The organism is Bacteroidales bacterium, from assembly GCA_016709865.1.
GTDB lineage: Bacteria > Bacteroidota > Bacteroidia > Bacteroidales > VadinHA17 > LD21.
Genome location: JADJLX010000002.1, coordinates 172,811 through 187,605 on the forward strand (window position 1 = coordinate 172,811; position 14,795 = coordinate 187,605).

At 40.3% G+C, this 14,795-nt stretch carries 13 protein-coding genes; 9 read left to right on the forward strand and 4 right to left on the reverse strand.

All coding sequences use genetic code 11. From position 1 onward, the window contains the following. The first annotated feature begins 8 nt into the window (after positions 1-8). The 4 genes from IPJ16_02765 to IPJ16_02780 all read left to right on the forward strand — a co-directional run bounded on the left by IPJ16_02765 (position 9) and on the right by IPJ16_02780 (position 5,115). On the forward strand, positions 9-2,465 hold the full coding sequence (locus tag IPJ16_02765; GenBank protein ID MBK7626118.1) for a phenylalanine--tRNA ligase subunit beta: 2,457 nt from the start codon (positions 9-11) through the stop codon (positions 2,463-2,465). After that, positions 2,465-2,977, forward strand: a complete 513-nt coding sequence (locus tag IPJ16_02770; GenBank protein ID MBK7626119.1) for an O-acetyl-ADP-ribose deacetylase — start codon at positions 2,465-2,467, stop codon at positions 2,975-2,977. Before IPJ16_02765 ends, IPJ16_02770 begins: the two co-directional genes overlap by 1 nt. Then, complete coding sequence (locus tag IPJ16_02775; protein ID MBK7626120.1) at positions 2,974-3,846, forward strand: UbiA family prenyltransferase; 873 nt, start codon at positions 2,974-2,976, stop codon at positions 3,844-3,846. The genes IPJ16_02770 and IPJ16_02775 overlap by 4 nt, the downstream gene beginning before the upstream one ends. A gap of 144 nt (positions 3,847-3,990) precedes the next feature. Then, on the forward strand, positions 3,991-5,115 hold the full coding sequence (locus IPJ16_02780) for a hypothetical protein (protein ID MBK7626121.1): 1,125 nt from the start codon (positions 3,991-3,993) through the stop codon (positions 5,113-5,115). Positions 5,116-5,148: 33 nt separating this feature from the next. Here the strand turns inward: IPJ16_02780 and IPJ16_02785 are convergent, their stop codons facing one another. Then, positions 5,149-7,002, reverse strand: coding sequence for a DUF3078 domain-containing protein (locus IPJ16_02785; protein MBK7626122.1), 1,854 nt, complete (start codon positions 7,000-7,002; stop codon positions 5,149-5,151). Between the two features lie 321 nt (positions 7,003-7,323). On the opposite strand from IPJ16_02785, the gene IPJ16_02790 reads away from it, so the two are divergent. The 5 genes from IPJ16_02790 to IPJ16_02810 all read left to right on the forward strand — a co-directional run bounded on the left by IPJ16_02790 (position 7,324) and on the right by IPJ16_02810 (position 12,289). Continuing rightward, the gene (locus tag IPJ16_02790; protein MBK7626123.1) at positions 7,324-8,700 is read left to right on the forward strand and encodes a tryptophanase; all 1,377 of its coding nucleotides are present in this window, start codon (positions 7,324-7,326) and stop codon (positions 8,698-8,700) included. Positions 8,701-8,834: 134 nt separating this feature from the next. Beyond that, positions 8,835-10,181: an MATE family efflux transporter gene (locus IPJ16_02795; protein ID MBK7626124.1), complete on the forward strand. Its 1,347-nt coding sequence runs from the start codon at positions 8,835-8,837 to the stop codon at positions 10,179-10,181. A 54-nt stretch (positions 10,182-10,235) separates the two neighbouring features. Then, positions 10,236-11,099, forward strand: coding sequence for a YicC family protein (locus IPJ16_02800; protein ID MBK7626125.1), 864 nt, complete (start codon positions 10,236-10,238; stop codon positions 11,097-11,099). A 1-nt stretch (position 11,100) separates the two neighbouring features. Next, positions 11,101-11,667 carry a guanylate kinase gene (gene gmk, locus IPJ16_02805; protein MBK7626126.1) on the forward strand — a complete coding sequence of 189 codons (567 nt, stop codon included), beginning with the start codon at positions 11,101-11,103 and terminating at the stop codon, positions 11,665-11,667. Between the two features lie 13 nt (positions 11,668-11,680). Then, the gene (locus IPJ16_02810; protein MBK7626127.1) at positions 11,681-12,289 is read left to right on the forward strand and encodes a nicotinate-nucleotide adenylyltransferase; all 609 of its coding nucleotides are present in this window, start codon (positions 11,681-11,683) and stop codon (positions 12,287-12,289) included. Between the two features lie 60 nt (positions 12,290-12,349). Here the strand turns inward: IPJ16_02810 and IPJ16_02815 are convergent, their stop codons facing one another. Genes IPJ16_02815 through IPJ16_02825 form a run of 3 tightly spaced genes read right to left on the reverse strand, consistent with a single transcriptional unit; the run spans position 12,350 to position 14,794 of the window. Next, entirely contained in the window at positions 12,350-12,907 is a 558-nt protein-coding gene (locus IPJ16_02815; protein MBK7626128.1) for a 2-oxoacid:acceptor oxidoreductase family protein, read from the reverse strand. A gap of 33 nt (positions 12,908-12,940) precedes the next feature. Continuing rightward, positions 12,941-13,720 (reverse strand): 2-oxoglutarate oxidoreductase, encoded by a 780-nt coding sequence (locus IPJ16_02820; GenBank protein MBK7626129.1) that lies wholly within the window; start codon positions 13,718-13,720, stop codon positions 12,941-12,943. Between the two features lie 3 nt (positions 13,721-13,723). Next, positions 13,724-14,794: a 3-methyl-2-oxobutanoate dehydrogenase subunit VorB gene (locus tag IPJ16_02825; protein ID MBK7626130.1), complete on the reverse strand. Its 1,071-nt coding sequence runs from the start codon at positions 14,792-14,794 to the stop codon at positions 13,724-13,726. Between the last annotated feature and the right edge of the window lies 1 nt (position 14,795).

Consider the following 14,795-nt stretch of genomic DNA (forward strand, 5'->3'; position numbering starts at 1 on the left):
ATCAAAAGATGAAGATTTCGTACAACTGGATTAAAGATTATTTAAAGATTGACCTTGATCCTCACAAGGTGGCAGAGATACTTACAGGTATAGGACTTGAGATTGAAGGAACAGAGGAATGGGTATCTGTTAAAGGCGGCCTTGAAGGGGTTGTAATCGGTGAGGTTCTGACCTGTAAAAAACACCCTGATGCTGATAAGCTTTCTGTTACTACAGTAAATATCGGGGCTCCGGAACCGCTTCATATTGTCTGCGGCGCACCGAATGTGGCTGCCGGACAAAAAGTTCCTGTTGCAACTGTTGGCACTATGGTTTTTAAAGGTGATGAGAGTCTCGAAATTAAGAAGTCAAAGATCCGCGGTGAGCTGTCCGAGGGCATGATATGTGCAGAAGATGAATTAGGTCTGGGTACATCACACGATGGAATTATGGTATTGGATAAGGATGCCATACCAGGAACTCCTGCAGGCAGTTATTTCAAAATTGAAAAGGATTTTGTTTTTGAGATCGGTCTTACTCCTAACAGGATAGACAGCGGTTCCCATTTCGGTGTTGCAAGAGATCTTGCAGCATACCTGAATCTGAATGCGGGGATGAAGGAGAAAGCATTGCTCCCGTCGGTGTCAGGATTTAAACCAGATAATCAGGATAATAAATACGATGTAATTATTGAAAACAGTGCCGATTGTCCGCGATATACCGGCATAACAATCAGCGGAGTCACAATTGGTGAATCACCTGATTGGCTTAAGAACAGGTTGAGAGCTGTTGGATTAAACCCTATCAATAATGTGGTTGATATTACCAATTTCGTTCAGCATGAATCCGGACAACCACTGCATGCGTTCGATGCCGACAAAATTGACAGTAAAAAGGTGATAATCAAGAACCTGCCTGATAAGAGTAAATTTATCACTCTCGATTCTGCTGAAAGAACTCTCTCGTCAAAGGATCTCATGATTTGCAATCCAAAGGAAGGTATGTGTATAGCAGGTGTTTTCGGTGGAATAAAATCAGGAGTAACAGCCGGCACAAAAAATATTTTCCTTGAGAGTGCCTATTTTAATCCGGTTGCCATACGTAAAACATCAAAAAGACACGGACTTAAAACTGATGCCTCTTTCCGGTTTGAAAGAGGTGCTGATCCTGAAATCACAGTATGGGCTCTTAAAAGGGCAATTATGCTGATTAAGGAGATTGCAGGAGGCAAAATATCTTCTGACGTGGTTGATGTATATCCGGTACCGGTAAAGAGAGAGATCATTGAAGTTAACTATAACAATATTAACAGGTTAATAGGTAAGAAAATTGAACAGAATACAATAAAAACTATTCTTGCACTTCTTGATATTAAAACTATTTCAGAAACAGCTGATGACCTGATTCTGGAAATTCCGGCATACCGTGTTGATGTAAAAAAAGAGGCAGATGTAATTGAAGAAATTCTCAGGATCTATGGATACAATAATATAGCGGTAACAAACCATGTAAATTCCACACTTACTTATCCTGAAAAACCTGATAAAGAGAAGATTGTAAATACAATTTCTGATATGCTTTCAGCTAACGGCTTTTCTGAGATAATGTGCAATTCACTTAATCCTGCTGCCTGGTATGAGCAGAGTGCAGACTTCTCAAATGAAGAGCTTGTTATGCTTGCAAATCCGCTCAGCTCTGATCTGAATGCAATGAGACAGTCGCTACTTTATGGCGGACTGAGTTCTGTAAGCTGGAACCTGAACAGGCAAAATCCTGACCTCAAACTTTATGAGTTCGGACACTGCTATTTCTTCAGGAAGTCAGGCGAATCTATTCCTCAGGCAAAAGACTATATTGAAAAAGCATCTCTCGATCTCTTCATTTCGGGAAACAGGGAAAAGCAGGGCTGGAACAGCAAGACCAATCCTACAGATTTCTTCACCGTTAAGTCATCTGTTGAAATGGTACTTTCAAGGCTGGGAATCAGACCTGAAAATATGACTACAGGAGAAAGTGATAAAAAATATTTTGCTGAATCACTCACATATATTATTAATAATAAAGTCATTGCTGAAATTGGCAAAATCTCCAAGAGCTATCTGACAAAATTTGATATCGGGCAGGAGGTCTATTACGGTCATATTGACTGGGATCTGCTTTTGAAAATAATTAAAACACATAAGATCACATTCCGGGAACTTCCCAGATATCCCGCTGTAAAAAGAGACCTGGCTTTGCTTCTTGACAAAGGAGTTAAATTCGGACAGATAAGAGAACTGGCCTATAAGACAGAAAGGAACATTCTACAGGATGTCAGCCTGTTCGATGTATATGAGAGTGATAATCTGGGCAAAAACAAAAAGTCATATGCTGTAAGTTTCATCCTCCGCGACGATCTTAAAACAATGACTGATAAGAATATAGAAAAAGTCATGAATAATCTGATCCGTGTCTTTGAAAAAGAACTTAATGCACAAATCAGATAATGACTAAAGAAAGAGTCGAGCTTATAAATGGTGATATCACTTCACTTGATGTTGATGCGATAGTAAATGCAGCCAATAACTCACTCCTGGGAGGAGGAGGTGTGGATGGAGCAATTCATTCTGCTGCCGGTCCTGGCCTGCTTGCCGAATGTGAAGGACTTAATGGCTGCGAGACCGGCAAAGCAAAGATAACCGCCGGATATAACCTGAGGGCAAAACATGTCATACATACTGTCGGACCTATCTGGTATGGAGGATATCGTGATGAACCGGAAACTCTGGCAGCATGTTATCAGTCGAGTCTGACTCTGGCTAAAGAGAATAAAATTAAAACAATTGCCTTTCCCGGAATATCTACCGGAGTATATGGATTCCCGAAAGATCTTGCAGCACTTATTGCAGTTAATGAGACCAGAAGATTCCTGGCAAAAAACAAATATCCTGAAAAAGTAATATTTGTAACATTCGGAGATGATAATTACGAAACATACCGAAAGCTTTTGGATGTATGAGTGAACTTTTCAGATCTTTTAAAAACTACCTGTCGCTTGTTAAATTCAGTCATACTGTATTCGCAATGCCATTTGCCCTGATTGGATTTTCACTGGCAGTTGCGGATGCTGAATATGATTTTAGCCTTAAACTCCTTTTGTTGATAATACTCTGCATGATCTTTGCCAGAAACGCCGCAATGGGCTTTAACAGGCTTGCAGACAGGAGATTTGATGCACTTAATCCAAGGACAAGCAGCAGGGAAATTCCGGCAGGTGTAATTGGTTCCAAAGCAGCAACAGCTTTTGTAATTATTAACGCACTTCTTTTTATCGTCACAACTGCATTCATCAACAGACTTACACTATATTTATCACCGGTTGCCCTGCTCGTAATTCTTGGCTACAGTTTAACAAAAAGAATAACTTCTCTTTGTCATTTTATATTGGGACTTGGGCTCAGCCTTGCTCCCATCGGCGCATATATCTCAGTAACAGGCACATTCAGTATAACCCCTCTTATTTATTCATTTATTGTCCTTACCTGGGTAAGTGGTTTTGATATCATATATGCACTTCAGGATGATGAGTTTGACAAATCAAACAACCTCCATTCGCTGCCATCAATTGCTGGAAGAAAAAGGGCTCTTACAATTTCATCAATGGTTCACCTTATCACTTTCCTGCTGGTCCTCGCAGCCGGGTATTCCGGGAATGGTGGAATTTTATTCTGGGCCGGAGCAGTAATTTTTACATCACTTCTGATATATCAGCATCTGATTGTAAAACATGACGATTTGAGTAAAGTAACTCTGGCCTTTGGTACAACTAACGGAATTGCAAGTATTCTCTTCGCTGTTTTTATAATATTGGATCTGTTAATTAAATAACAGCAAATGGTTGGTTTTTCTGGTGATTCTTAGTGCCTTGGCGTCTTGGTGGCAAAAAAAAGGTTCTGATTCAATTTTTTCAATTATATTTCCGCCTTATTTTTTCAAAATCAATTTTTGTTTTTCCTTTCAAAAAATAGACTTATGGGTGAACTGGTTATAAAAGAAGTCATTACAAAGAAAGACCGGCGTGATTTTATTTATCTGCCTGAAAAAGTACATAAGCATGAACCAGAATGGCTGCCACCAATTTACATGGATGAATGGGAGTTATATGATAAGAAGAAAAACAAATCCTATAAGTATGCCGATGCTTTACTCTTACTTGCTTACAGAGACGGTAAGCCGGTTGGAAGGATAATGGGTATCATAAATAACAGGTATAACACCATCAACAATGAGAATCATGGCAGATTCTGTTTCATGGAGTGTTACGACGACAAAGAGGTATTTCATGCACTCCTTTCAAAGGTCGAAACATGGCTGAAAGAGAGAGGAATGACAAAGATCATCGGGCCTCTGGGCTTTTCTGACAAAGATCCTCAGGGTTTTCAGATAGAAGGATTTGAATATCCTCAGTTCATGACAAGCGTGAATAATTCACCTTATATGCCTGTTTTACTTGAGGCTGAAGGATATGAAAAGAAAGTAGACCTGGTAAATTACCTCGGCAAAATTCCTGAAAAATTCCCGCTGATTTATGAAAAAGTCCTTTCAAGGATGGAACACAGCATGGAGTATAAAATAATTGAATTCAACACAAAGAAAGAGCTCAGGCCTTATATCATCGCTGTCTTGGAACTTATGAATCAAACCTTTGCCGAAATTTATGGTTTTGTTCCCCTCAACGATAATGAGAAGAAAGATTTTGCTGCAAGATACCTTCCTATCCTCGACCCTAAATTCGTAAAACTGATTGAAACAGCAAAAGGTGAATTAGTTGGGTTTGCAATAGGGTTGCCTGACTTCAGTAAAGGCATAAGAGATGCAAAAGGTAAATTATTTCCATTCGGAATTTTTAAGATCCTCAGCGACTCAAAGAAATCAAAGAAACTATTGATGATGCTCGGAGGTGTAAAGAAAGACTACAGAGGAAAAGGACTTGATGTTCTGATGGGTGTTAAAATCCTCCAATCGGGCATTAAGCACAAAATGGATTCACTCGACAGTCATCTTGTACTTGAAAACAATACCAAGATGAGAGCTGAATATGAGAGAGTTGGCTGTAAGGTGGTTAAAAAATTCCGTATATACCAGAAAGATCTGTAAAGGCGACAGGCGTCAGGCATGAGGCATGAGTCTTCAGAATCTGAACACCAGAGATAATCCCAGCATCTCTTTAAACTGAACCCGTGCTGTTTTTTTCTGAGTGCCATCAGGTCTTAAAACGGGTTTCTTCTCACTATCCAGCTCCAGAGTCTTGGTGTCATCATCAAAAATCAGGTGGGTATTAAATCTGATATCGGTAAACCAGTTCAGGTTTGCCACAACAATAGCTTCCCAGTCAATATCAATGTTCTGAGGGTTATTGATATAGTTGGTAAATAATTGAAGCCTGTTTGTAACAGTTATTGACTTAAAAGGCTTCCATGTATTACTTATCATAAAACTGACACCTGGTTCATTAAGTGATTTCTTGTCCTTGGGTACACCATATTTTGTCTGGTCAATCTTTGTAGAATCATAGGTCTGATTCATATAGGCCGGATCAGAAACGAATGTTCCTTTGTACGACAGTGGCGAAAAGTTAATGGAAGTTGTTTTATTGGGCTTATAATCAAGCCCAAACCCTATTGTCAGAACAGCCGGATTCATAAATTTTGAAACAAGGATTGCAGTATCCCTGTCCTTCACTTTGGTATAATTGTACCCTTTAGCTATTTGCGTTTTGAAAAGCATAATACCGCTGAAGTCAAACTTTCCAAACGCTTTATGGTTGAGTTTGGAGTTAGTTTCAAGAAGATCCAGATTTTTCCTTATCCCCTTATCACCTGAAGCAATGTAACCGTATTTCAGCCTGGCAAAATTACTTGAAGAGAGTTTCAGGGCCTTATTATTGTAATCGGCATATCCCGTTATATCAAGAGCAGTGGATACGCTGTTCTCACCTCCTTTTACCCAGTTTGACAGGGCTGACTGGCTGAATACAAATGAAGCCTCCGACCTGTATTTCCAGTACTGCGGTTTCACAACAATCTTCTGAACGTCAAGTAATTTAGATTTATCCAATGCCTGGACATTTATTCTGGCATCGGAATAATTTCCCTGTTTTACAGGCCTTCTGAAACTTACACCCTGCTCAAGGTAAAGTCCAACTGTATTTCGGGAAGGATTTCCTATCCACACTGTTACAGAATCAGAAAGTTCATTCTTCAGCCAGAACCTCGACATCTGTTCTGATCTGGTGTTCAGCCAGACCGGAATGTTTTCATTATTTATTCCGGTAAAGCTTATGACAGACGAATCTCGCTCAACAAGGTAATTCATGAGTAATCTTACAGCAACCTCAATAGAATCGCCCTGATACGGAAACTCATAGTACCTGAAAGGAAAACCGTCAGCATATGATGTCACTTCATTAAGGGTATCCAGAACAACCATAATTGTTGTATCCTTAAGTCCTGAATTTTGTCTTTTAGCAACCATATTTGTCATCTGAGCCGGTATAGCTGCAAGAGTGTCAGACAGATTGCTTACTACTGTAGAATCCACAATTAATACCGAATCGGTCTTCATTGGAAAATCAGGAATCGATACAACAGGGATTTTCAACCGCAGAGGTTCCCATATATAAAACTTATCCCATGCGACTTTCAGCGAATCATAGGGATAACTGGCAAGTATATAGGCAGCCGAATCATACTTTGGATGTGATGCTTCAAAGACAAGTTGATTTAATGCAATTCTGAAAGGATCCTCGGTATTCTTCCAGTACTGAGGCCTGATTCTATGCTGCAAAAATCTGATTGCCTGTTCTTTTGAAAGGGAAATTTCAGGTTTCCTGACATTATAATTAAAAATAACACCGCTGTTTTTAAGAGAGTCTATTATAGCTTTTACAGATTCTTCCCCTGCACCTGTTTCCTGCGAAAATGATGATAAAGAAATACTTACAAAGAATACAATAATAAAATACCTTAGGAATTTATGTTCCATGATGTCAATTATATTTTGAATCTTTTTCCCGGTTGAATATATCATAAAATACTTTTAATTTTACAAAAACATTTTTGAAAATTGCATACAAGTCCATTCATAACGGAAAAATACCGGTCTGGTATATACAGGAATCTCAAAAACAGGGATTTCTTTTCTCTCCAATACTAATACAAGTTACGGACTAAAGTCCATATGCAGCTCAATATCAGCTAACCACGGACTTAAGTCCGTGGTTAACTGATGCAGATGAACATTGGCTTTAGCCCAAAACCTGACCTTCAAATAATACATCATACATTATAAATAATACATTTTTCCATGGAATTACCATTCGCAGAACCATTTAAGATTAAAATGGTTGAAAACATATATAAGAGTACAAGAGAGCAGAGACTTAACTGGATTAAAGAGGCTTCTTATAACCTGTTTAATCTCAGATCGGAACAGTTCTACATAGATCTTCTCACCGATTCAGGAACCGGAGCAATGAGCGACCGGCAATGGGCAGCTATTATGACCGGCGATGAGAGCTATGCAGGATCCTCATCATACTATAATCTGAAGGAATCAATCAGGGAGATCACAGGTTTCGAATTCTTCCTTCCCACACACCAGGGCAGGGCTGCTGAGAATGTTTTGTTTTCAGTACTCGTTAAAGAAGGTGATATCGTCCCGGGGAACTCCCACTTTGACACAACAAAGGGACACATTGAATTTCGTAAGGCGAAGACTGTCGATTGCACAGTAGGGATTGCATCGGATCCGACTGCCTGGCATCCTTTCAAGGGAAATGTAGATCTTGTTAAACTTGAAAATGTACTGAGGGAGAATCCGGCTGATAAGATCTCATGTATTATAACCACTATCACAAATAACACATCCGGCGGTCAGCCTGTTAGCATGGAGAATATCAGAGAGACAGGAAAACTGGCTAAAAAGTATGGCATCAAATTTATTCTCGATTCAGCCAGGTTTGCAGAAAATGCTTATTTTATAAAACTCCGGGAAGCAGGTTATGCCGAAAAAAGTATCAGGGAGATTGCCTTTGAGATGTTCTCATATGCAGATGGTATGACAATGAGTTCCAAGAAAGATGCAATAGTTAATATGGGAGGTTTCATTGGATTCAGAGATGAAGAATTATTCCGGAAAGCATCTACCTATAATATTATATATGAAGGTTTTATAACCTATGGAGGTATGTCGGGCAGAGATATGAACGCACTCGCAGAGGGCCTGAGGGAAGGTACAGAGCTGTCTTATCTTGAATCGAGGATTAACCAGGTGGCATACCTTGGAAATAAACTCAAAGATTCCGGGATCCCTTTAATGGAACCATTCGGAGGACACGCAGTCTTCATTGATGCAAAAAAATTCCTCACGGAAATTTCAAAAGAAGAATTTCCGGCGCAAACACTGGCAATTGAGTTATTTATTGAAGGAGGAATAAGAGGTGTGGAAATTGGTGCTCTAATGGCCGATCGCGATCCCATAACCCGCGAAAACAGGTTCCCGGAACTGGAACTGGTCAGGCTGGCAATTCCAAGGCGGGTTTATACTGATAATCATATGGATTATGTAGCTGCAGTTGTTAAGAATGTTTATGATAGAAGGAAAAGTATAAACAAGGGTGTCATAATTAATTGGGAAGCACCTATTATGAGGCATTTCACTGTTAAGCTGGAGAGGTGCTAGGTGCTGGGTGCTGGGTGCTTGGTGCTTGGTGCTTGGCGCTAGGAGACCCAGTACCCAGTACCCAGTACCCAGCACCCAGAATCGTTTTGTTTATATTCCATAAATGATTTCCTTTGCGGTTCTAATTTCTCCGAATGCAAGATCTCACAAACGGTAACGAGGGAAAACTCATTTTTAAATTTGCGGCGCCAATGCTGCTTGGCAATGTATTTCAGCAATTGTTCAGTGTTGTTGACAGTATAGTCGTAGGAAATTTTGTCGGGAAAGAGGCTCTTGCTGCTGTGGGCGCATCCTTTCCTGTCATTTTTATAATGGTCTCGATGATAATCGGACTTGTTATGGGAACCACAGTTGTTATTTCCCAGTACTTCGGTGCAAAAAACCTTGTGAAGGTCAAGAGAGCAATTGACACCATGTACATTTACAGTGCTGTTTTCGGGATAATCACAACAGTAGTAGGAATTATTATTGCAGAACCCTTACTAAGATTATTAGGGCTACCTGAAGATATTATGCCACAGGCAGTTAAATATCTTCAGATCTACTTATCAGGGATGATAGTCTTCTTTGGATTTAACGGTACAAGTGCAGTGTTAAGAGGGTTGGGTGACTCAAAAACACCTTTGTATTTTCTTATAATAGCAACCGTTTCCAATATAATACTAGATCTCCTTTTTGTTGCAGTATTCAAATGGGGTGTGGCTGGAGCTGCTTATGCAACACTGGTATCTAATGCAATAGCCTTCGGTATGGCTATCTGGTGGTTGAATAAAACCCATAAAATTATAAGAATCGCTATAAGGGGACTGCACTTTGACAGGGAAGTATTTCAGCACAGTATCAGGATCGGATTACCAACAGGTATACAACAAACTCTAGTAGCAATAGGAGCACTGGCATTAATGGGTATTGTCAATAAATTCGGGACAAATATCATTGCAGGATTTTCAGTTGCGAGCAGACTTGATGCTCTGGCAGTTATACCGGCAATGTCGTTTTCCCAGGCTCTCTCTACCTTTGTCGGACAAAATATCGGAGCCAATAAACCTGAGAGGATAAGGGCCGGTCTGATTGCTACCCTGAAGATGTCAGGAATTGTAACAATTGTTACATCATTGTTCATAATTTTTGGAGGACACCTCTTAATGAGTATGTTTACGAAAGATACTGAAGTGATAAGAATAGGTGATAACTACCTTACAATTGTAAGTGCATTCTATATAATGTTTACGCTGATGTTTATCTACGCAGGTGTTATGAGAGGAGCCGGCGACACTCTTATTCCGATGTTTATTTCACTCCTCTCCCTGTGGATCATCAGGATTCCAATGGCCTGGTACCTCTCGGGCAAGATTGGTGAAGATGGAATCTGGTGGTCAATTCCGGCCGGCTGGTTTGTTGGGTTGGCCTTATCCTACTTTTACTATAAATCAGGACGTTGGAAAAAGAAGTCGGTTGTTATATACGACGAGAATTTGTAACTTACGTTTTGTTAATACTTCTCTAAATCAACAGAACTGCTTATGATTAAATCGATGACAGGCTACGGGAAAGCAATTGCTGAAACTCCGCAGAAGAAAATCACAATTGAGATCAAATCACTTAATTCCAAACAACTTGACCTTAATACAAAGTTGCCGTGGCTCTACAAGGAAAAAGAACCTGAGATCAGGAATCTGATAAGCCAGAAACTGGACCGCGGTAAAATTGACTTTTCAGTCTATTGCGATATGCTTGATGATGAGGTCGTTACTGTTATAAACAAGACTGCTGTAAGGAATTATTATAACCAGTTCAAAGAAATTGCTTCCGATCTTAAAATAGATCTTGATGACCAGATCTTTACTGCTATAATGAAACTGCCTGATACCCTAAAGACTGAAAAGCCGGAGATGCCTGAAGGAGAATGGGAACTTGTTAAAAAACAGATCATTGAATCGATAGACATGCTCGATCTTTACAGGATTGAAGAGGGTAATTCAATAACAACCGACCTGAAGAAATGTATTGGAAAAATTCTTTCATTTCTTGAAACGATAGGAACATATGAGAGCGGAAGAATAGCTAAAGTGAGAGAGAAACTTGACACACTCCTTGAAGAAGCAGTTGGTAAAGAAAATATAGATAAAAACAGGTTTGAGCAGGAACTGATCTTTTACCTTGAAAAATATGACATTAATGAGGAGAAGGTAAGACTTAAAACTCATTGCGATTACTTCCTTGAAACAATGAATACACCGGCCCCGAACGGAAAAATCCTGAACTTTATAACCCAGGAGATCGGACGGGAAATCAATACCATCGGCTCAAAAGCAAATGATGCCTCTATACAAAAGCTTGTTGTTATGATGAAAGATGAGCTTGAAAAGATAAAAGAGCAAACTTTGAATGTACTCTAAAATGGCAGGAAAATTGGTGATAATATCTGCACCCTCCGGTGCCGGAAAAACAACAATAGTAAACCATCTTCTGGGTTCAGGATTGAATCTGTCGTTTTCGGTTTCGGCAACAACAAGACCATTGAGAGGAAATGAAGAAAGTGGCAAGGACTACTTCTTCCTGTCGGTTGAAGAGTTTAAAAAGAGGATCGAAAACAACGAATTTGTTGAATGGGAAGAAGTTTATAAAGATCTCTATTACGGAACTCTGAAAAGCGAACTGGAAAGGATCTGGGCAAACGGACAAAATGTACTTTTTGATGTTGATGTTAAAGGAGGTATAACTCTGAAGAAAATATTTGGTAATAAATCAATTGCCATTTTCATTATGCCTCCTTCAGTTGAAGAACTTGAAAACAGATTGATAAAAAGAGCGACTGATACTCCTGAAAAAATCAGGATCAGAGTAGAAAAAGCACGTCAGGAGCTTGAGCTTGCCAACCAGTTCGATACTGTAATTGTCAATCACCAGCTCGATAAGGCGAAGGAAGAAGCTGTGAAAATATTAACATCATTTCTTCAATCTTAACTTATATCTGTTGATGACTAAAATCGGATTATATTTCGGATCATTCAACCCTGTTCACATCGGACATACAGCCATTGCCGGTTATATGACAGAGTATGCCGGCCTCGACCAGGTCTGGTTCGTTGTAAGTCCTCACAACCCCCTGAAGAAGAAAGAAACACTTCTCGCCGATCACCACCGGCTCTATATGGCGCAGCTCGCTATTGGAGACAATGACAGGCTGAAGGCTTCCGATATTGAATTCAAGCTGCCTGTACCTTCGTATACTATTGATACTCTTACATATCTGAAAGAGAAATATCCTAAAAACAGGTTCTGCCTTGTGATGGGAGAAGATAATCTCTTCACACTTCATAAATGGAAGAATGCTGCAGAACTGATAAAGAACTATCCTGTTTATGTTTATCCGCGACCTGATTCGGTGAGACCGGCATCAGTTCAGCTTGACGAAATAATGGCGGAAGCCGATATCCATTACGTTGATGCACCGCTAATGGATATTTCAGGAACATTTATAAGGGAAGGAATATCAAGCGGAAAAGACCTCTCCTATTTCCTCGCCCCGGCTGTGTGGAAATATATTAGGGAGATGCATTTCTACGAAAAAACGGCACACGGCTAACGACTCGCGACTCACGGCAGAGTATCTATTTCTTGCGTCGTGCGTCGTGCATCGTGCGTCTTAAATCTTAGCTTTCTGAACTTCCTTAATTATCTCCTCACCCCTGATGAGGGCTTTCTCATTCATAGGGATAAGGTTATGATATCTCTCAGGAAGTGACTTCTTCAGACCTTTTATAATATTCTCAATTTTTATAATAGGCTTAACCTTAATGAATCCGCCCAATACTATCATATTGAAAGTCTTGGAGCTGTTCATTCTTGCGGCCTCTTCAGTGGCATCCACTCTGTATATTGTGATATCTTTTCTCTCAGGATGTCTTGTAATTCCATTGCCATCGTAGATAAGAACACCGCCTGGTTTTACGAATCCTTCAAATTTATCAAGCGATTGCTGGTTCAGGATTATTGCAGTATCGAAATGCCTGACAATAGGAGAACTAATTCTTTCACTGCTTATTATAACAATAACATTTGCTGTTCCGCCACGCATCTCCGGACCATATGACGGCATCCAGCTTACTTCCATATCCTGCATCACTCCGGAATAAGCCATAATCTTACCCATTGACAGTACTCCCTGTCCTCCAAATCCGGCTATAATTATTTCTTCAGTCATTTTCTTATAAATTTCTTTATTAATAGTTGCTGCCTATTCCTGTGGAACTTTCAGATCGCCAAGTGGATAAAACGGGAACATTGTCTCTTCCATCCATTTGTTTGACTGAACAGGAGTCATTTTCCATCCGGAAGGGCAGTTAGAAACTATTTCAATGAAACATGTTCCTTTGTCAAGTTTCTGATACTGAACAGCTTTTCTGATAGCTTTCTTTGTTTTTCTCACATTTGCGGGAGTATGAACACTCTGACGGGTAACATAGTAGGTACCATCGAGTGTTGCAACAATATCGGTCATCTTAAGAGGATTTCCCATCGTTTTCACATCTCTTCCAAAGGGAGAAGTGGATGATTTCATTCCTGCAAGTGTGGTCGGCGCCATCTGGCCTCCGGTCATTCCATAAATTCCATTATTCACAAAAATTATAAGGATATTTTCTCCCCTGTTGCAGGCATGAATTGTTTCCGCAGTACCAATAGCAGCAAGATCGCCATCGCCCTGATAAGTAAAAACAAAAGTATCGGGCAGGAGTCTTTTAATAGCAGTAGCAACAGCCGGTGCACGTCCGTGTGCTGCCTGCTGAATATCAACATCAATATAATTATACAACAAAACGGAACATCCAACAGGTGATACACCAATAGTCTTCGACTGCAGTCCTTCCTCATCTATAACCTCAGCAAGAATCCTGTGGGCAGTCCCATGTCCGCAGCCCGGACAATATGAAAGTGTATTATCTGTAAGCAGTTCAGTTTTCTGATAAGCCAGGTTTTCAGGCTTTATGATCTCTTTGATTCCTGTAACAACAGCCATATCTTAACCTCCTATAATTTTTGATTTCAGATTTTCAACAACCTCATCAGGTGTTGTAACAATACCGCCCATTCTGCCAAAATGTTTAACAGGTACTTTCCCGCTGACAGAAAGAAGAACGTCTTCAACCATCTGACCGGCGCTCATCTCAACTGAAAGTATCCCTTTTACCTGGTCAGCAAGTTCGTTGATCCTTTTGGACGGGAATGGATATAATGTAATAGGCCTGAGCAAGCCAACCTTGAGTCCCTGCGCCCTTGCAAGCTGAATCGCCTTCTGCGATACCCGTGCACTTGTACCGTAAGCAACCAGAAGATATTCAGCATCTTCAGTCTGAAATTCTTCATATCGTACCTCTTTTTCCCTTATTTCTGCATATTTAGCCTGAAGCTTATGGTTGAATGCCTCCTGACCATCTGAATCAAGATCCAGAGAAGTAATAATGTTTCTGGCTCTTGTATCCGGCTTTCCGGTTGTAGCCCATGACGGGAATTCTGTTGCTCTTGGCTTATGAGGACTGAGATACACCTTCTCCATCATTTGTCCGATTGCACCATCAGAAAGAATCATAACAGGATTCCTGTATTTGAATGCAAGTTCAAAACCAAGATCAACAAAGTCAGCCATCTCCTGAACCGAAGAAGGAGCAAGAACAATAAGATGATAATCGCCATGACCTCCGCCTTTTACAGCCTGAAAGTAATCGGATTGTGCCGGCTGTATGGTACCCAGACCCGGTCCTCCCCTTACTACATTCACAATCAGACAGGGCAGTTCCGCACCGGCAATATATGTTATCCCCTCCTGTTTCAGACTGATGCCCGGAGATGAAGAAGATGTCAGTACTTTCTTGCCGCAGGCTGCACCACCATAAACCATGTTGATTGCAGCAACTTCGCTTTCAGCCTGAAGGACTACCATGCCGGTTGTTTCAGCAGGATTAGCCTCCATAAGGTATTCAAGTATCTCACTTTGAGGAGTTATAGGGTAACCAAAATAGCCATCTGCCCCGGCACGTATCGCAGCTTCAGCAATAGCCTCATTACCCTTCATTAATCTTAATTCCTTTTCCATT

Bases quoted from the DNA above. Each gene is read 5' to 3' on its own strand.
- IPJ16_02810 (MBK7626127.1), top strand. From the start codon at position 11,681: ATGACTAAAATCGGATTATATTTCGGATCATTCAACCCTGTTCACATC.
- IPJ16_02770 (MBK7626119.1), top strand. From the start codon at position 2,465: ATGACTAAAGAAAGAGTCGAGCTTATAAATGGTGATATCACTTCACTT.
- IPJ16_02815 (MBK7626128.1), bottom strand. From the start codon at position 12,907: ATGACTGAAGAAATAATTATAGCCGGATTTGGAGGACAGGGAGTACTG.
- IPJ16_02790 (MBK7626123.1), top strand. From the start codon at position 7,324: ATGGAATTACCATTCGCAGAACCATTTAAGATTAAAATGGTTGAAAAC.
- IPJ16_02820 (MBK7626129.1), bottom strand. From the start codon at position 13,720: ATGGCTGTTGTTACAGGAATCAAAGAGATCATAAAGCCTGAAAACCTG.
- IPJ16_02795 (MBK7626124.1), top strand. From the start codon at position 8,835: ATGCAAGATCTCACAAACGGTAACGAGGGAAAACTCATTTTTAAATTT.
- IPJ16_02765 (MBK7626118.1), top strand. From the start codon at position 9: ATGAAGATTTCGTACAACTGGATTAAAGATTATTTAAAGATTGACCTT.
- IPJ16_02785 (MBK7626122.1), bottom strand. From the start codon at position 7,002: ATGGAACATAAATTCCTAAGGTATTTTATTATTGTATTCTTTGTAAGT.
- IPJ16_02825 (MBK7626130.1), bottom strand. From the start codon at position 14,794: ATGGAAAAGGAATTAAGATTAATGAAGGGTAATGAGGCTATTGCTGAA.
- gmk (MBK7626126.1), top strand. From the start codon at position 11,101: ATGGCAGGAAAATTGGTGATAATATCTGCACCCTCCGGTGCCGGAAAA.
- IPJ16_02800 (MBK7626125.1), top strand. From the start codon at position 10,236: ATGACAGGCTACGGGAAAGCAATTGCTGAAACTCCGCAGAAGAAAATC.
- IPJ16_02780 (MBK7626121.1), top strand. From the start codon at position 3,991: ATGGGTGAACTGGTTATAAAAGAAGTCATTACAAAGAAAGACCGGCGT.
- IPJ16_02775 (MBK7626120.1), top strand. From the start codon at position 2,974: ATGAGTGAACTTTTCAGATCTTTTAAAAACTACCTGTCGCTTGTTAAA.